The organism is Flavobacterium dankookense (assembly GCF_004362665.1).
Classification (GTDB): Bacteria; Bacteroidota; Bacteroidia; order Flavobacteriales; family Flavobacteriaceae; genus Flavobacterium; species Flavobacterium dankookense.
This window is the reverse complement of the sequence record NZ_SNXR01000004.1, coordinates 1-17,390: the sequence shown is the minus strand read 5'-3', so window position 1 is coordinate 17,390 and position 17,390 is coordinate 1. Positions and strand designations below refer to the sequence as shown.

Below are 17,390 nucleotides of genomic sequence, written 5' to 3'. Positions count from 1 at the left end.
TGGGATGGAAGTTACAACGGTCAACCACTACCATCAACTGATTACTGGTTTAGTGTACAGTATTTAGAACAAAATGTAAGTAAGGAGTTTAAGGCGCACTTCTCGCTTAAACGATAAATGATTAAATAAAAAAAACCACTCGATTGAGTGGTTTTTTATTTACTGAAAACAACTTAGAGTTATTTCTAAATTTAAGTTGAGTATTTAAAATTGTTTTTAGAAGCAAGAAAGACATTCAAACCCAACTTTTTTTTATGATTTGTTTGTTTGTTAAATCGTTTTCTATAAAGTACCTTTGCACAAATTCTGATACTTCGGAGTAAAAACAAAAAGAATACAGCATTGAGCGCTACTGCAAAACCATTTTCATTACAAACTATCGCTACTGATTTTAAAGAAATCACTAAAGCAGGTTTAGCTATTAGTGTGCTTTTTTCTTCAATTGCAGGATATCTTTTAGGTGTTGAAGATTATCATGATTTAAACTGGATAACACTATTAATGCTTTCAATTGGCGGATATTGTATGGTTGGAGCATCAAATGCATATAATCAAGTTATAGAAAAAGACCTTGATGCACTTATGGACAGAACAAAAAATCGTCCAGTTGCATCAGGAAGAATGGCAGTCAATCACGCACTTTTTATCGCAAGTTTGTTGACCATCATCGGTTTGATATTACTGTATTTAATCAATCCAAAATCCGCAATGTTTGGAGCTATTTCCATTTTTCTTTATACTAGTGTTTATACGCCTTTAAAGACATATACTCCTTTATCGGTTTTCGTTGGAGCTTTTCCAGGAGCAATACCATTTATGTTGGGTTGGGTTGCTGCCACAGATCATTTTGGTATTGAAGCAGGAACACTATTTCTAATCCAATTCTTTTGGCAATTTCCTCATTTTTGGGCAATCGGTTGGTTTCTTTATGACGACTATGCTAAAGCAGGTTTTTATATGCTTCCAACAGGAAAAAGAGACAATTCAACAGCATTACAAACCGTCTTGTATTCATTTTGGCTTTTGGTTGCATCGCTATTGCCAGCGTTAGGATATACAGGACGATTATTTATTTCGCCAATAGCAGCAATACTTGTATTTTTGCTTGGTGTTTGGATGGTTTTTTATGCTATAAAATTATACCAACTCCGAACAACCAAAGCAGCACGAACATTAATGTTAGTGAGTGTTTCGTATATTAGTTTGTTACAAATAATTTATATAGTAGATAAATTTTTAAGATAGTTACTATGACAATGACAGCCGAAGAACACAAAGCAAGAACAGCAAGGTCATATAAATTGATTTTGTTATTTGCAATGTTAAGTATGACAATGATGTTTGCAGGACTAACCAGTGCTTTTGTAGTCAGCAAATCACGTGGAGACTGGATGGAAAACTTCCAATTACCATTAGCATTTTATTTTAGCACTGTAGCAATAATCTTGTGTAGTGTTACATTTTATTTAGCAAAAAAAGCAATACAGAAAGATAATCGAACCGCTACATCTGGTTTTTTATTAACAACATTAGCACTTGGAGTTCTTTTTGTTTTACTTCAATTTAAAGGATTTGAAGAAATAGTGCAGCAAGGCTATTTTTTTACTGGACCAGAGAGTAATATAACTACAACCTTCTTGTATGTGGTTACAGTAGTTCATTTGGCTCACCTTGCTGGAGGGATAATTTCGCTTTTAATCATAATTTATAATCATTTTAAACAAAAATACAATTCAAGTCAAACACTTGGAATTGAGCTTGGTGCAATGTATTGGCACTTTCTTGATTTCTTATGGATTTATTTGTTTTTGTTTTTATATTTCTTTAAATAAGAAAAAAAATCTAAATTTGGGAACTTTTTAACGAATAACTTTTATGGGAGCTACAGTTACTACTGCAAATAAGACTGAAAACACTTGGGGTGGCGGAAACGAACCAATGGGAGCAAGTTATGGCAAATTGATGATGTGGTTTTTTATCGTATCAGATGCTTTAACATTCTCAGGATTCCTTGCTGCGTATGGTTTTTCAAGATTTAAATTTATAGACAATTGGCCAATCGCCGACGAAGTGTTTACTCACTTCCCGTTTTTACATGGTGTTGAAGCACCAATGTATTATGTGGCATTGATGACATTTATCCTTATCTTCTCATCAGTTACCATGGTGTTAGCCGTAGATGCTGGTCACCAAATGAAACAAAAGAAAGTTGCTTTCTACATGCTTTTAACTATCATTGGCGGTTTAATATTTGTTGGTTCACAAGCATGGGAATGGAAAAACTTCATCAAAGGTGAATTTGGAGCAGTAGAAACAAAAGGTGGAAGCATACTTCAATTCGTAAACAAAGAAGGTGAAAGAGTAAAGTTAGCTGATTTCGCTTCAACACTTCAAGAAGACAGAACACAACATAAAAGTAGTAATGGAGTTTGGTTTGATGAAGAATCGGCATTACCAACTTATTCCGTTGCTGAAGTACAAGCGGGTTTTAAAGCGCATCCTGATTTGTTAATCAGAACAGAAAAAATTTACAGAGACACTGAAGAAGATAGAGCTAATAAAGGTCTTGAAAAAGGTCTTAATGTAAACAAAAAGAGAGAAATATTAAACAGAGCCGAATCTGAGAGAATGCTTGCTAATGCTACGTTGGTGGTAGAAGGAGCAAACTTGACACGCAACGAGTATGGAAGCAAACTATTTGCTGATTTCTTTTTCTTTATTACTGGTTTTCACGGTTTCCACGTATTCTCAGGAGTAATTATCAACATTATTATTTTCTTCAACGTATTGTTAGGAACTTATGAAAAAAGAAGAAGCTACGAAATGGTAGAAAAAGTTGGTCTATATTGGCACTTTGTCGATTTAGTTTGGGTGTTCGTATTTACATTCTTCTATTTAGTTTAATTTTTGAAATAACATATTATTATGTCACAAGATAATCACACACACGAGTCGCACACTAAAAAAATCTGGATAGTTTTTGGTATTTTATCTATTGTAACGATAGTTGAGGTTTGGCTAGGTATCATCAGACCTGACTTTTTGGTTATGACTGATTTTATATCAATGAACTTACTAAACTGGATTTTCATTATTTTAACATTATACAAAGCGTACAAAATTACATGGGCTTTCATGCACATGGATGGCGAAAAAGCAAGCTTGCGTTGGGCAGTTGTTGCAACTGTTATTTTCTTAGTTTTATATTTACTATTTATACTTTTGGTTGAAGGAAATTACATTTATGAGATTTTTAAAAACTCTACCATTAAATGGAATTTTTAACACTATATTAATTCAAAAAAAGTCCCAATGTTATTGGGACTTTTTTTATTTTTGTACAACAATTTTTTTGAAGTCATTCCATGAAAAAAAATGCTGTTCTAATTACGCTCTTTATTCTTCCACTTGTCGTTTATTTGTTTTTTGCAACAGGAGTTAACAGTTTCATGCAACTTCCAGTACTTACAACTAATATTCCAGATATTAATCCAAATTGGACAACTCACAATGGCGAAAAAGTTACACTAAATGATAAAATAACTATTCTAGGTTTTTCTGGTGAAGAAGTGCTAAAGAACAGAGGAAACTATTTCCTCTTCAATCAAAAAATTTACAATAGAAACAGTCCTTTCAAAGATTTTCAAGTTGTTTTCATTGCGCCAGAAGGAACAAAAGATTCAGTAGATATAATTCTCAACCGACTAAAAAAATTATCGGACATTTCTCGTTACCATTTTGTTTACGCTAAACCAAACGAAATTCAAGATTACTTCAAAAAATTAAAATTGATTGGAGCACTCGATTCCAGCTATGGTACGTCTAGTGTTTATATCATTGATAAAAACAGAAATCTCAGAGGAAGAAAAGGCGAGAGTGTTCAAGGAAAACCAGAATACAAAGAAGGATATGATATTCAATCTTCTGCCGATTTGCACAACAAAATGACAGACGATGTTAAAATTATTTTAGCAGAATATAGGTTAGCTCTAAAAAAGAATAACAAACGAAAAGATGCTTTCCGCGATAAAATAACTGAGGAAGTAGAAAACAATAAAGAGTAAAATGAAAAGCAAAGCATATATAGGCGTTTCACTAGTAGTTCTAGTTTTTGGAATTATTTTTATTCCAAAAATCATAGATAGAATAAAAAACGGTACCGTTGTCCAAGGCGATAGAATTGATGCTGTTTCCAATCATAAAAACAAAAATGTAGAAACAGGTTTAGTTAATATTGGTCCAGCACCAAAATTTGAACTTACAAACCAAAACGGTAAAACCATTTCTAACAAAACGTATGAAGGAAAAGTATATGTAGTAGAGTTTTTCTTCACGACTTGTCCAACCATTTGTCCAATCATGAATAAAAACATGATAACTATCCAAAACGAGTTTTTTGGAAATCCAAATTTTGGAATTGCTTCCGTTTCGATTAATCCAGAGAACGATACTGCGGAAGTATTAAAGAAACACGCAGAAGATCTTGGTGTGAAATCAACTAACTGGCATTTTTTAACAGGAGATAAAAAATACATTTTTGAAATAGCCAACAAAGGGTTCAATCTTTATGCAGGCGAAAATAAAAATGTAAACGGTGGTTTTGAACACTCAGGATTGTTTGCATTAATTGATAAAGAAGGAAACATTCGTTGTAGAAAAGATCAATTTGGCAATCCAATTCTATACTATGATGGATTAGAACCAAAAGGTGTGAAAGCAATTATGGACGATATAAAAAAATTACTAAATGAGTAGTCAAGATAAAAACAGTTTAGAATACAGATTTAAAAACGCAATAGTAGTTGTTTCAATTTTAATTCCTGTTGCAGTAGCAATACTATTTAATATAAAGCTCAAAGACTTTGGAATTAAAGTAGAACCTTTTTCGTTTTTGCCACCAATTTATGCCACAATAAACGGAATTACAGCATTACTTTTAATTTTCGGAGTAACGGCTATTAAAAACGGAAACAGAGCTAGACACCAAAAGTTAATGACTTATGCAATTGCTTGTTCCGTTGCATTTTTAGTGATGTATGTGGCTTATCACCTAACTGCAGATTCTACTAAATTTGGCGATAGTAACCACGACGGAATTCTGAGCGATGCTGAAAAACTAGCTGTTGGTTCCATGAGATTAGTGTATTTTTTCATTCTAATTTCACATATCTTACTTTCAATCATCATCATTCCTCTTGTATTGTTCACTTATGTAAGAGCTTTGGCAGAGCGATTTGACAGACATAAAAAACTTGCAAAAATAACCTTTCCAATATGGTTATACGTAGCAATAACAGGCGTAGTAGTATATCTTATGATTTCACCTTATTATGCAAACTAAGTCAAATATCAAAAGTCAAAAATCAAAAGATAGCAGATACAAAGGAATTCTCTTTTTTCTTTTTTCTTTTTTCTTTTCCCTCACAGCAAGTGCTCAATGCGCCATGTGTCGTGCATCCTTAGAAAGTAATGGCGATACTAAACAAGCAGAAGCAGTTAATGACGGAATTGTTTACCTAATGGCATTACCATATATTCTGGTTGGTTTGTTGGGGTTTATAATTTACAAAATGTACAATAACAGAAAAAAAGTATAGAGATTTAAAAAAGCTTTATTGTTTTAGCAACTAATTTTCCAGTTTTAGCAATTCAATTACTGCTATTAGCAACTCATTTTTTTATGTTAGCAGAACATTTTCCGCCTCTAGTAACTAATTTTACAACGTTAGCAGATAATTTTCTATCGTTAGCAACTAGTTTTCAACTGTTGGCAGTCAATTTTCCCGTGTTAGCAATTCATTTTCTACTGTTAGCAGAACGTTTTTACGCTTTAGCAGTTAATTATTATTCCATACCATCAATCAAGACCTTCATTTTCCCAGTGGTTTTGATAAAAGCAATCATGGCTTTATCGGTCAATTCTACTTTTTCAAATTCAAAATCGTTCATTGTTCCGTTAACGAAAACACCTTTCATCGGCGAATAATTATTCAAATAGGGCAACATGCTTTTCTTTCCTTCGTCCAAATTTTCTTTGATAGAATAACGACAATTTTCCTGAATTTTTCTCAAAATAGTGCCTTGCATTAACCAATTTGCTGTTTTGGTTAATAAACCTTTGGTGTTCAAAACATAATCCATTTGGTCGAAATAAATCTCTTTTGTAATCGCATTATAATTCGGAATTCCCGACAAGTAAATCGTTCCGTTAATCGTTCCGCTCATATCAAGCGCAATAATGATTTTTCCGTCTTTGTGCCAAATCGAAACGCCTTCAACAATAATTTTTCTTTTTCCCGAAGCAAATTCTTTTCCCTTAAAATTAGAAGTAATAATTTTTGAAGCACTATCATAGGTTGAAATAGCCGCAATATTTGCAGTAATTTTATCAGGAACACTAGCTACAGGTTTGAAGACAATTTTACTTCTATCAAAACTATTTTTAGGTTGTTGTCCAACCATTGTTTCCATATTGCATTTTAAACCCAAATCCATATTGATTTTTGTTTTGCTCAAAACAGCATCAGTAACGTAAACTTCAATCGGAATAAGTTTAAACCAAGTTTGATATTGCTCGCTAGTAACAAATGGCGTACTCATTTTTTCTAAAACATCCAGAACATAAGGTTTAAAATCGGATGTTTCATTAATAGCTTCATCGATTTTCTTTGCCATTTTAGATTTAAAAATGGATAATGTAGGATTGATAATATAGGTTATGGGAACATTTTTTCCGGCAACCGAAATCGTTGGGCTTTCACTCCATTCAAAATCTTCAATCTTAGAAACCGTATTCATTTTAAAATTCGATAACTTCACATCACTAATTAATGTAAATGTACCATTCAAATTTATTTCTTTAGTATCATTCAATCCCATGAAATCGGTGCCATATTTGAATTTTGACCAAATTTTCAAAGGCAAAGTCGTTTGAATTTTTCCGTTTTTTTCAACAATTCGAATCGGAGCTGTTTTTGTAATCTTCATTTCCGTTTTATCATCGTTAATGTTTGTATCGTTATAAATCTCACCATTCAATGTTTTGTTCAATTGATGTTCAATTTCTTTTAGCGAAATTTCTAATGGCATACTAACAAATGATGTAGAAGTTTTATAAATCATTGGCGAGTCATCACTTGGTTGTGGTTTCAACGCTTCTATTTTTTGAGTTGTTGAACATCTAGCAAAGAGTAGGATTGCAAAAAGCAAAATCAGTAATAACGAACTTATTTTCATAGGGATAAATAATTGTGCTCAAATTTATAAATAAAAATCTGTAACATTTTTAAAAAACAATAGTCTAAACAATAAGATTTTTGATATAATTATTTAACAAAAACTATACCTTTGTTATACGAAGTCTTAAAAGCTTTCTAACAGCCAAATTATGAAAAATAAAGCAACCTTTTTTTTCTTATTATTGCTTCTAACGGGTTTTGCTACACAAGCACAAACCAAAAAGTGGACAATTCAAGAATGTGTTGATTATGCTTTGAAGAATAACATTTCAATAAAGCAATCCGAACTTGATTTAAAAATTTCAGATACTGAAAAATTAGAAGCCATTGGAAGCTTTCTTCCAAGTGTCTCGGGATCGGCAAATTATGGTGTGAATACAGGAGCCAACATTAACCCTGCAACCAACCAGTTTGAAAATGAATCGTTTCGCTCTGCTTCGGCAAGCATAAATTCTGGAGTAAATTTGTTTAATGGTTTAGCCAATTGGAAAACTCTCCAAAGAGTGAAACTTAATAAACTAGCTAATACTTATAAATTAGATAAAATGAAAGACGATATTGCTCTTTCTGTTGCCAATTCTTATTTGCAAATTCTATTTAACAAAGAGCAACTAAAAGTATTAGTCAATCAAAATAAAATCACTAAAGAAAATATTGTTAGAACCAATGAGTTGATTCAAGCAGGAACAGTTCCGGCTGGTGATATTTATGAATTAAAAGCAACAGATGCAGCACAAGAACAGCAAATCATTAATGCGGAAAACACTTTGTTGATTTCAAAATTAGGCTTAGCCCAAACACTTTTGCTAAAAGAATATGCAAGTTTTGATATAGCGACAGATGAAATGGATATTCCGCCAACAACTATTCTTCTGCAATCTCCTGAAGCTATAGCTACAAAAGCAAGAGAAGTTGTTAATGATTTAAAAATTGCCAATTCTAATCTTGATATTGCTAAAAAAGATGTTCAGCTTTCACGAACAGGTTATCTACCAACGCTTTCAGGTTTTATGGGTTATAACACACGTTGGTCACAAAGTATTCCAATAGGTTTTGTAGATCAGCTTTCTATTTTTGATGGAACAAATATTGGTTTGCAATTAAATGTTCCAATTTTGAATGGTTTTGCAACTCGTGGTCGTGTGCAAAGAAGTAAAATCAATCAAGAACGAACTAAATTATCGTTAGACCAAGCCGAACTTGATTTAGAAAGAACAGTTTATCAAGCATATAATGATTTAAAAAATGCAAAATCGGCTTATGAAGCAGCACTAAAAACTGCCGAAGCACGTAAATTTGCACAAGAGTTTTCAAAAGAAAGATATAATGTTGGACTTTTGAACTCCTTTGATTACAGCCAAGCATTATTAACTTATGAAAATGCACAATCTGAAGTTTTAAGAACAAAATACGATTACATTTTTAAAATTAAATTACTTGAGTTTTATTTCGGAATACCAATCATACAAAAACAATAAGCCATGTCAAAAAAGAGAATATATTGGATAATAGGAATCGTAGTTGCCTTAATTGCTGTACTCGTAATTCTAAAAAAGAACGGTAAAATTGGTAACAATGATGATGCTATCGAAATTGAAACTGCAGCCGTAAACGAAATTACAATTGTAGAAACTGTTTCTGCAACTGGAAAAATACAACCCGAAATTGAAGTAAAAATTTCTTCCGAAGTTTCTGGAGAAATTATCGCATTGCCAATTAAAGAAGGACAAGTGGTAAAAAAAGGTGATTTATTAGTAAAAATCAATCCCGATTTATATACCTCTGGGTACAACAGAACTATTTCAAATCTTTCAGGAACAAAAGCTAGTTTAAGCCAAGCTGATGCTACTTTCAAAGAAGCAAAAGCAAGCTATGATAGAAGCAAAACACTTTTCGACAAAGGAATTATTTCTCGTTCGGAATGGGATAAAGCTGTAGCTGTTTTTGAAGGTGCAAAAGCAACTAAAGAAAACGCTTATTATAACGTACAAAGTGCAAATGCAACAGTAAAAGAAGCAAAAGACAATCTCGGAAGAACAACCATTTATTCGCCAGCTGATGGAACTATTTCTTCTCTTGGAGTTGAATTAGGTGAAAGAGTTTTAGGAACACAACAAATGACTGGAACCGAAATTCTTCGTGTGGCAAATCTCAACAACATGGAAGTGGAAGTTGATGTAAACGAAAATGACATTGTAAAAGTAAGTATTGGCGATAGCACAAATATTGAAGTCGATGCTTATTTAAAAAAGAAATTTAAAGGAATTGTAACTAGTATTTCCAATTCGGCTAGTACGGCTACAACTGCTGATCAAGTCACTAATTTCAAAGTAAAAGTCAGAATTCTTAAAGAATCCTATTTGGATTTAATTGAAGGAAAACCAGCAACTTATTCGCCTTTTCGTCCTGGTATGACTGCAACAGTTGATATTATTACCAAAAGAAAAGAAAAGGTTATTGGTGTGCCAATTAGTTCAGTAGTAGTAAAATCAGATACTACAGCAACTAAAAAGTATGAAGCAAAAGAAGATGAAGAAGGTAAGGTAACTTCTAAAAGTGATAAAAAATACGAATGTGTTTTCGTAAAAGTTGGTGACAAAGCTAAAATCAGAATTATCAAAACCGGAATTCAAGACGATACTAATATAGAAGTAATTTCAGGATTGAAAAAAGGCGATGTTGTCATCACTGGTCCATATACGACAGTTACGAAAGATTTAAATTCTGGAGACAAAGTCAAAACAAAAAACAACGCTGATACCAAGAAAACAGATAAAAAGTAATGGCTTATATTCTTAACCTAGAAACCGCAACAAAAAATTGTTCAGTGTCTTTAGCTAATGAGGGGAAAACTATTTTCTGCAAAGAAATGGCAGAAGAAGGTTATTCTCACGCTGAAAGATTGCACGTTTTTATTGAGGAAATTCTAAAAGAAAATGCAATTAATTTCGGTCAGATTGACGCAATTGCCGTTAGCAAAGGTCCAGGTTCTTATACTGGTTTGCGAATTGGCGTTTCAGCTGCCAAAGGATTGTGTTATGCCGCTGGAATTCCGCTAATCGCTGTAGATACTTTAGCAGTTTTAGCCAATCAAGTTCAAGTTGCCGATGGTTTAATTGTTCCGATGATTGACGCGAGAAGAATGGAAGTCTATAGTGCTGTTTTTGATGCTAGTCACAAAAAAATAAGCGAAGTAAAAGCCGAAATTCTTTCTCAGGAAAGTTATAATGAAACTTCTGAAAAAGTCTATTTTATTGGCGATTGTCAAGAAAAATGTAAAACAGTTTTAACAAAAGATAACTTCATTTTTTTGCCTGAAATAGTATATCCATCAGCAAACGAAATGAGCAAATTGAGTTATGAAAAATTCCAAAATAACGAATTTGAAGACGTAGCTTATTTTGAGCCGTTTTACTTGAAAGATTTTATGATGGTGAAATAATTATTCTCCCGAAAACTCTCTAACATAAGGTTGAATAACGATTCCAGCAGCATCAAAAGCAGTTTTGCAATTTTCTAAAATATCCGAAGTCATAATGCCAAAATCTTCATTTTTTGACCATGGTCGAATTCCAATTTGAATTGCCGAATCGGTTAGGTTTTTTACAACAATACTTGGTTCTGGTGTTTTCAATACTAATGGATGATTTTGCATCACTTGCATAACAATATCTTTAGCATTTTTGATATTGGTATCATACGAAAGTGAAAACATTAAATCAGCTCTACGAAATCCTTGTTTCGAGTGATTAATTATAATTCCGTTGGACAAAATTCCGTTTGGAATAAAAATGGTTAAGTTGTTTGACGTGATTAATTTGGTTACAAAAATTTGAATTTCACAAACCGTTCCAATTACATTTTGAAATTCAATAGTATCATCAACACGAAAAGGCTTGAAAAGAATAATCAACATTCCACCAGCAAAATTCGATAATGAACCTTGTAGAGAAAGTCCAATGGCCAAACCAGCCGCGCCAAGAATGGTGATAAAAGAAGAAGTTTCAATTCCTAATTTTGAAATAAAAGTCACAAAAAGTAAAAGACGCATTGCCCAAAGCAAACTATCCGCTAAGAATTTTGATAATGTTGGATCAATTTCTCGTCTTATCATCGTTTTTCTGACTAATCGATTTATCAATCGAATAGCGTAAAGCCCAACAAAAAGAATGATAAAAGCTGAAATTAATTTTGGAGAATAATCCAATAATAAATTGAAAAATTTATCCAAGTAAGCTTCAAACGACTGAATATACAAAGTATGTTTCATTTTTAAGTCATAAAAAATCCCGATAAATCGGGATTAAATAATTTGACGCAAAAATAATACTATTTTAGATTAATCGGCATTTTCATCAGCAGGTTTAACAATATCTTCTGCTTTTGTTCTTACTTCATCTGCGGTTTCTGAAGCATCATCAGCAAATGAATTTACTTTTTCTTTTACACTAGCTACAGCACTTCCAGCAAATTCTTCTGCTTTGTCTGCAAATTCGCTAGCTTTTTCTTTTACTGTTTCTACTGCATTTTCAATAGCTTCACTTGCTTGTGGAACAAATTCGCTTACTTTTTCTTTGGCAGTTTCTGTAAGTTCTTCTACTTTTTCGATCATTGGCGCAGCAGCTTCTTTTGCTTTTTCAATTGTTTCCTCAGCAAATGTTTCTGCTTTATCAGCCATTTCGCTTACTTTTTCTTTGGACGAACCAAACAAATTTTTAAAAAATCCTCCAATTCCCATAGTTGTAGTTTTTTATTGATTAATAATAATCAATATTACAAAATTTTATGCTTGTATTTTTAATTTTTCGAAGATTTCTCCTAAATCAGTTGTTGGCTTTTGGCAAGATTTGTTTTGACACAAATAAAGCAGTGTTTCGTTTTCTTCGTATTGATTTTGAAGAAAAGGTAGCTTTGATGGTTTTTCACTTCCAGCAATGATACAGTTTGGATAGTAGTTCTGGTTGATTTTTTGAAGTATTTCTATAGCATTTTCACCACAAATAGCTAATTCCTTGTTTTGTTCGGAAAAATGTAACAATACATTCAACCAATTCGAAAATGCTGAAGGATAATCGATTGTTGGGATGATATGATGTAGCATCTGTTGACAGATTTTTTCATAATATCCATTTTCAAAATAAATACTTAATTTATAAAGACATTCAGCAATTACTGAGTTTGAAGCAGGAATAACATTGTCTTCTACTTCAAAATGAGTAGTAATTAATGCTGAATCTTCCGTTGAAGTAAAAGCGAAAAACTGTTCTTTTTCATCATAGAAATAATCAAAACAATAATCCATGAGTTGCTTAGCATCGTGCAACCATTTTTCATTTAAAGTAGCTTCATATAAACTGATGAATGCTGCAATAACATGACCATAATCTTCAAGATATCCATTGATGGTAGCTTTTCCGTTTTTGTATGTTCGAAATAAATTTCCGTTTGAACTCCATAGATTTTTTTGGATGAAATTCGCATTTTGCAATGCAATTTCTAAATATTTTTTGTTATTCAAAGCTTTGTATGCTTCTATAAATCCTTTGAGCATAATGGCATTCCACGAGGTTAAACATTTATCGTCTAAACGTGGTTTGTTTCTTTTTTCTCTTTCGAGATAGAGTAGTTGTTCCCACGATTTTTTCTGTTGTTCCAATGTTTCCAATGAAATATTATGCTGTTTTGCTATTTGTTCTAAAGTTTGATTTTGGATTAAAACATAATTTTCGTGTTCCCAAAATCCGAATTCATTAACATTAAAAACTTCTGAAAATAACTCGAAATCTTCCTGTAAAATGGCTTGAAGTTCTGGTTTTGTCCAAACGTAAAATGCGCCTTCTTCCAAATGATTTTTTTGGTTTAAACTATCAGCATCAAGCGCAGAATAAAAACTTCCTTCGGGTGTTAACCATTCTTTTTCGACAAATTTTAAGGTTTTTTCAATGACTTCTTTATAGAGATTTTTTTTTGTCAATTTATAAGCATGGGCATAAAGTGTAACCAATTGTCCATTGTCGTAAAGCATTTTTTCAAAATGAGGAACGTGCCATTTCATGTCGACCGAATAGCGAGCAAATCCCCCATCGAGAGTGTCAAACAATCCTCCAAATGCCATTTTTGTCAACGTAAGATTTACAAATTCAGCTATTTCTGTATTGTTTGTTTGATAACCATACCGCATTAAAAATTCATAATTGGTTGGCATCATGAATTTTGGTGCTCGCGCCATTCCGCCAAATTCCCAATCGAAACTTTTTGTCCATTTTTTGAGTAATGTTTCTAGAATTTCGAAATTAAAGTCGGTTGCAGTTTCATTTTTTGGAATTATACTTATTGTTTGTAAACCTTCATAAAGTTTTTCAGCATATTCGAAAATGGTCTCAGGCTTTTGAATATAAAGTTCTTGAAGTTTTTCTAGTGAATTTATCCAATCGTTTTTTCTAAAATAAGTTCCACCCCAAATTGGTCTTCCGTCGGGTAAAGTTACAACGTTCATTGGCCAACCACCATGACCAGTCATCATTTGAACAGCTTTCATGTAAATAGCGTCAATATCTGGACGTTCTTCTCGGTCAATTTTTATGTTTACGAAGCTGGAATTCATTACTGTTGCCACGTCTTCATCTTCAAAACTTTCGTGTTCCATAACATGACACCAATGACAAGCGGAATAGCCAATGCTGATGATGATGAGTTTGTTTTCTTTTTTGGCTTCAGCCAATGTTTTTTCGTTCCAAGCTTTCCAATGTACTGGATTATTGGCGTGTTGTAGTAAATAAGGACTGGTTTCTAGGTTTAGCTCGTTCATTGTTGTAATTTAGCCCCGATAGAGCCGATATCCTCGCGTAGTTTACGGAGCGAGATAAAGGCGAAAGCGGGAAATGGCTTCAAAAAATAAAAAAAAGCGCCAAAATTTATTGACGCTTAAAGGTATAATTTTATTTGAAATAGTTATCCGTTTAGTGCTTCTACGACAATATCTTTATCGTTTAGCATGTCTTTTAGCATGTTTTCAATTCCGTTTTTTAGTGTAAATGTTGACGATGGACAACCATTGCACGAACCTTGAAGTACTACTTTTACACGTTTTTCTTTTTCGTCAAAAGAGTCAAAAAGAATGTTTCCACCATCGGCAGCAACGGCTGGTTTTACATATTCTTCGAGTATGTTGATTATTTGTTGGGAAGTAGTGTCAAGATTGTCAAAATTTTTGATTTGTTGTTTTTCTTGTTTTTCGTCATTAACAACTAGAGTTTCATCTATAACAGTTCCGCCATTTTCGATAAATTGTTTGATGAATGTTCGTAATTCTAGCGTAATTTCATCCCAAGAAATACTATCATATTTTGTTATAGAAATGTAGTTTTCGGTTATGAAAATTTCTTTGACAAAATGAAATTTGAATAATTCTTGTGCTAGTGGTGAAGCTTTTGTTTCGTCAATATTTTTGAATTCTACGGCAGTTTTTGTTAGTGCTTTGTTGACTACAAATTTTAATGATGCAGGATTTGGAGTTGTTTCGCCATAGACAGAAATGGGTTGTTTTTTTGTTGGGTTTTCTGAAGGCAGAACGATGACGCCGCCATTTGCGATATATTCCTCAATTTGTTCAGCGACAGCATCTTGTACCTCTGACCATTCAACAATACTAAATCGTTCAATGGCAATAAAATTTCCAGAAATGTAAACTGTTTTTACAAATGGAAGGTAGAAAAGTTGTTGGGCTAAAGGGGAATTTTTAGCTTCATCGATGTTCTTGAATTCAAAATTTTCATTTTGAGTTATAAAATCGGGAAATTCGAATTTTATTATAGTAGGATTTTGCGTCTCTTTGATACTTACTTTCATGATTGGGTTGTAATTTTTTACAAATTTAACAAAGTTATTTTCTATGAATAGTTATATTTGGGCTTTTAAACAAATTATTAACATTTGAGGAGCAAAAAGAGTTTTTTAAGTTCTTCATAATCCAGATATATGAAAAGAATTTTACCCCTTTTTCTGTTTTTTATATACACAAATTCGTTTGCTCAACCAATAACGGTTAATACTACAACTTACACAGTTCCACAATTAGTTCAAGATGTTTTGTTTGGTAATGGAAGTGTTGGTTCGTCTTGCGTTGGTACTATTGAAAACATTACTTGGAAAACTGGAAGTGGTTCAAGTGATGGAACAACTTTTAATTCTTCAAACGGTATTGGATATTTTACAAACACAAATCCAAATTTTCCAATAGCAAATGGTGTTATTTTGAGTACTGGAAGTGTTCTTCCAATTTCCACGATGAATCGTGGAGCAGCTGGACCAAACAATACTACACAAAGTAATGGTAATGCCGCTTGGACCGGTGATAATCAACTCTTTAATTACATGCAAGGTTTAGGTATTGTAAATCCAGGTACTCCAGATTTTAATAGTTATAATAACGCAACAGTTCTTGAGTTTGATTTTGTTCCTCTAACAGATGAAATGAGTTTTGATTTCTTGTTTGCTTCTGAGGAATATGGTACTTTCCAGTGTAGGTTTTCAGATGCTTTTGCATTTTTTTTAACTAATGTTACTGCGGCAACTCCTGCGATTAATTTAGCATTAGTTCCAGGAACATCTGAACCAATTTCAGTAACTACAATTAGAGACGATTCTCAATTACCAATTTGTGATGAAGCAAATCCAACTTATTTTGGATTTAATAATGAAGGTGGAAATGCTGGAAGTGCTGCTATAAATTTTAATGGTCAAACAAAATTAATGACCGCAACATCTCCAGTTATTCCTGGGAATACCTATCATATTAAATTAGTCATTGCAGATTTAGATGATCAACAATTTGACTCAGCTGTTTTTCTTGGTGGAGGAAGTTTTAATATTGGAACTCTCAGTATAGCTGAGCCCGGAGATATAGACGGATTAGATGATTTAACAATTGCTGATGGAACCGCTCTTTGTGGTAATGCTTCAATAACAATAGAAGCAGGAACAGTTACAATTCCGGGAGTTACATATAATTGGTATTTAGATGGAGGCTTAATTCCTGGAGCTAATACGAATGTTTATACAGTTGATGAACCTGGAGTTTATGATGTGGAAATTAATTATCCTGGCGGATGTCAACAAACCGATTCGTTGATTGTTGAATTTTTTCCTGATTTAATTTTAGGAACACCAAGTGATATTATTCAATGTTCTCAGCCTTTTGATGTTACTCAAAACGAAAGTACAATTTTAGCAGGAAATACTTGGGATATTAGTTATCATACTACATTAAGTGATGCAGAAATTCGTGTTAATAGTATTTCAAACCCATCCAATTATGATGGTTCTAGTGGAACTACAATTTATGCCTCTGTTGAAGATCCTGATTATGGCTGTGTAACAGTTACTTCTTTTGAATTAATCTCTGATGCAACTTTGTGTATTCCGCCGGTTATACCAGTAACTCCTCCAGATTTAACTTTGTGTGAGGTTACTAATGGAAGTAACTCAGCAATTTTTAATTTTACCTCGCAATTAGGAGTTGCATATGGAACTTATAGTGTTACAGATTATACTTTAACTTTTCATACCTCTCAAATTGATGCTGATTCTGGAAATAATCCAATTAGTCCAATAAATTCTTTTTCTGGAAATAATAATCAAGAGATTTATATTAGGCTAGAAGATAATGCAAATCCAACTACTTATGGAACTACAAGTTTTACATTGTTTATTAATCCACTCCCAACCGTTTCCATTACCAGTGATTCTCCAACCTGTACAGGAACATCAGCCACGATAACATTTACAGGAACACCAGATTCAACGGTTACGTTTAACTATGATTCAAATCCAAACGAGACAATTTTGCTCAACAATTTAGGAACAGCAAATATCGTAACACCTATCTTAACTTCCGATTCTACATACACTTTAGTTAGTATTCAAGACAGTAATTCGCCGTCATGTTCACAACCCCAAACCGCATCCACAACGGTCATAGTCAACGACGCGCCAATCATCAACACACCAACTGCCTATGAAGTTTGTGATGAGAACACAGACGGATTATCCTGTTTATTTGATTTAACGACTAAGATAAATCAGATTACAGGAGGCGATCCAAATGTTGTGGTTGAGTTTTTTGAAACATCAACAAGTGGTGTTGTTTTACCC

General features: G+C 32.9%; 18 protein-coding genes. 13 read left to right on the top strand and 5 right to left on the bottom strand.

Features of this window, described 5'->3' with window-relative positions:
• The 9 genes from BC748_RS01070 to BC748_RS01030 form a co-directional block, all read left to right on the top strand.
• Positions 1-117 (top strand): T9SS type B sorting domain-containing protein (locus BC748_RS01070; RefSeq protein WP_133531617.1); only part of this gene is annotated, 117 nt, incomplete at its 5' end.
• A 225-nt stretch (positions 118-342) separates the two neighbouring features.
• Positions 343-1,245 carry a heme o synthase gene (gene cyoE, locus BC748_RS01065; RefSeq protein ID WP_211338539.1) on the top strand — a complete coding sequence of 301 codons (903 nt, stop codon included), beginning with the start codon at positions 343-345 and terminating at the stop codon, positions 1,243-1,245.
• Between the two features lie 5 nt (positions 1,246-1,250).
• Positions 1,251-1,832 (top strand): cytochrome c oxidase subunit 3, encoded by a 582-nt coding sequence (locus BC748_RS01060; protein ID WP_133531615.1) that lies wholly within the window; start codon positions 1,251-1,253, stop codon positions 1,830-1,832.
• Positions 1,833-1,875: 43 nt separating this feature from the next.
• A complete protein-coding gene (locus tag BC748_RS01055; protein ID WP_133531614.1) occupies positions 1,876-2,904 on the top strand; it encodes a cytochrome c oxidase subunit 3 in 1,029 nt (342 codons plus the stop codon).
• A gap of 21 nt (positions 2,905-2,925) precedes the next feature.
• Entirely contained in the window at positions 2,926-3,285 is a 360-nt protein-coding gene (locus tag BC748_RS01050; RefSeq protein WP_133531613.1) for a cytochrome C oxidase subunit IV family protein, read from the top strand.
• A gap of 80 nt (positions 3,286-3,365) precedes the next feature.
• Positions 3,366-4,064 (top strand): hypothetical protein, encoded by a 699-nt coding sequence (locus BC748_RS01045; RefSeq protein ID WP_133531612.1) that lies wholly within the window; start codon positions 3,366-3,368, stop codon positions 4,062-4,064.
• 1 nt (position 4,065) lies between these two features.
• Entirely contained in the window at positions 4,066-4,755 is a 690-nt protein-coding gene (locus tag BC748_RS01040; RefSeq protein ID WP_133531611.1) for an SCO family protein, read from the top strand.
• Positions 4,748-5,341, top strand: a complete 594-nt coding sequence (locus BC748_RS01035; protein WP_133531610.1) for a DUF420 domain-containing protein — start codon at positions 4,748-4,750, stop codon at positions 5,339-5,341. Before BC748_RS01040 ends, BC748_RS01035 begins: the two co-directional genes overlap by 8 nt.
• A complete protein-coding gene (locus tag BC748_RS01030; RefSeq protein ID WP_133531609.1) occupies positions 5,331-5,597 on the top strand; it encodes a hypothetical protein in 267 nt (88 codons plus the stop codon). The genes BC748_RS01035 and BC748_RS01030 overlap by 11 nt, the downstream gene beginning before the upstream one ends.
• A gap of 247 nt (positions 5,598-5,844) precedes the next feature.
• On the opposite strand, the gene BC748_RS01025 is transcribed toward BC748_RS01030, so the two are convergent.
• Positions 5,845-7,236, bottom strand: a complete 1,392-nt coding sequence (locus BC748_RS01025) for a DUF4403 family protein (protein ID WP_133531608.1) — start codon at positions 7,234-7,236, stop codon at positions 5,845-5,847.
• A gap of 151 nt (positions 7,237-7,387) precedes the next feature.
• Here BC748_RS01025 and BC748_RS01020 point away from each other — a divergent pair, with 151 nt between their 5' ends.
• The 3 genes from BC748_RS01020 to tsaB are packed head-to-tail and all read left to right on the top strand — an operon-like array spanning position 7,388 to position 10,680.
• Positions 7,388-8,716 carry a TolC family protein gene (locus tag BC748_RS01020; RefSeq protein ID WP_133531607.1) on the top strand — a complete coding sequence of 443 codons (1,329 nt, stop codon included), beginning with the start codon at positions 7,388-7,390 and terminating at the stop codon, positions 8,714-8,716.
• A gap of 3 nt (positions 8,717-8,719) precedes the next feature.
• Positions 8,720-10,021 carry an efflux RND transporter periplasmic adaptor subunit gene (locus tag BC748_RS01015; RefSeq protein ID WP_133531606.1) on the top strand — a complete coding sequence of 434 codons (1,302 nt, stop codon included), beginning with the start codon at positions 8,720-8,722 and terminating at the stop codon, positions 10,019-10,021.
• The gene (gene tsaB / locus BC748_RS01010; RefSeq protein WP_133531605.1) at positions 10,021-10,680 is read left to right on the top strand and encodes a tRNA (adenosine(37)-N6)-threonylcarbamoyltransferase complex dimerization subunit type 1 TsaB; all 660 of its coding nucleotides are present in this window, start codon (positions 10,021-10,023) and stop codon (positions 10,678-10,680) included. Before BC748_RS01015 ends, tsaB begins: the two co-directional genes overlap by 1 nt.
• Here the strand turns inward: tsaB and BC748_RS01005 are convergent, their stop codons facing one another.
• The 4 genes from BC748_RS01005 to BC748_RS00990 all read right to left on the bottom strand — a co-directional run bounded on the left by BC748_RS01005 (position 10,681) and on the right by BC748_RS00990 (position 15,089).
• Complete coding sequence (locus tag BC748_RS01005) at positions 10,681-11,508, bottom strand: mechanosensitive ion channel family protein (RefSeq protein WP_133531604.1); 828 nt, start codon at positions 11,506-11,508, stop codon at positions 10,681-10,683.
• Positions 11,509-11,577: 69 nt separating this feature from the next.
• The gene (locus BC748_RS01000; RefSeq protein WP_133531603.1) at positions 11,578-11,976 is read right to left on the bottom strand and encodes a YtxH domain-containing protein; all 399 of its coding nucleotides are present in this window, start codon (positions 11,974-11,976) and stop codon (positions 11,578-11,580) included.
• Between the two features lie 45 nt (positions 11,977-12,021).
• Positions 12,022-14,046 (bottom strand): thioredoxin domain-containing protein, encoded by a 2,025-nt coding sequence (locus BC748_RS00995; RefSeq protein ID WP_133531602.1) that lies wholly within the window; start codon positions 14,044-14,046, stop codon positions 12,022-12,024.
• Positions 14,047-14,189: 143 nt separating this feature from the next.
• Entirely contained in the window at positions 14,190-15,089 is a 900-nt protein-coding gene (locus BC748_RS00990) for a NifU family protein (protein WP_133531601.1), read from the bottom strand.
• 126 nt (positions 15,090-15,215) lie between these two features.
• On the opposite strand from BC748_RS00990, the gene BC748_RS00985 reads away from it, so the two are divergent.
• On the top strand, positions 15,216-17,390 hold a 2,175-nt coding region (locus tag BC748_RS00985), incomplete at its 3' end, for a choice-of-anchor L domain-containing protein (protein WP_211338538.1).

Coding starts and splice junctions, on each gene's coding strand:
- BC748_RS01060 (WP_133531615.1), top strand. CDS start 1,251: ATGACAATGACAGCCGAAGAACACAAAGCAAGAACAGCAAGGTCATAT.
- BC748_RS01055 (WP_133531614.1), top strand. CDS start 1,876: ATGGGAGCTACAGTTACTACTGCAAATAAGACTGAAAACACTTGGGGT.
- BC748_RS01050 (WP_133531613.1), top strand. CDS start 2,926: ATGTCACAAGATAATCACACACACGAGTCGCACACTAAAAAAATCTGG.
- BC748_RS01045 (WP_133531612.1), top strand. CDS start 3,366: ATGAAAAAAAATGCTGTTCTAATTACGCTCTTTATTCTTCCACTTGTC.
- BC748_RS01040 (WP_133531611.1), top strand. CDS start 4,066: ATGAAAAGCAAAGCATATATAGGCGTTTCACTAGTAGTTCTAGTTTTT.
- BC748_RS01035 (WP_133531610.1), top strand. CDS start 4,748: ATGAGTAGTCAAGATAAAAACAGTTTAGAATACAGATTTAAAAACGCA.
- BC748_RS01030 (WP_133531609.1), top strand. CDS start 5,331: ATGCAAACTAAGTCAAATATCAAAAGTCAAAAATCAAAAGATAGCAGA.
- BC748_RS01025 (WP_133531608.1), bottom strand. CDS start 7,236: ATGAAAATAAGTTCGTTATTACTGATTTTGCTTTTTGCAATCCTACTC.
- BC748_RS01020 (WP_133531607.1), top strand. CDS start 7,388: ATGAAAAATAAAGCAACCTTTTTTTTCTTATTATTGCTTCTAACGGGT.
- BC748_RS01015 (WP_133531606.1), top strand. CDS start 8,720: ATGTCAAAAAAGAGAATATATTGGATAATAGGAATCGTAGTTGCCTTA.
- tsaB (WP_133531605.1), top strand. CDS start 10,021: ATGGCTTATATTCTTAACCTAGAAACCGCAACAAAAAATTGTTCAGTG.
- BC748_RS01005 (WP_133531604.1), bottom strand. CDS start 11,508: ATGAAACATACTTTGTATATTCAGTCGTTTGAAGCTTACTTGGATAAA.
- BC748_RS01000 (WP_133531603.1), bottom strand. CDS start 11,976: ATGGGAATTGGAGGATTTTTTAAAAATTTGTTTGGTTCGTCCAAAGAA.
- BC748_RS00995 (WP_133531602.1), bottom strand. CDS start 14,046: ATGAACGAGCTAAACCTAGAAACCAGTCCTTATTTACTACAACACGCC.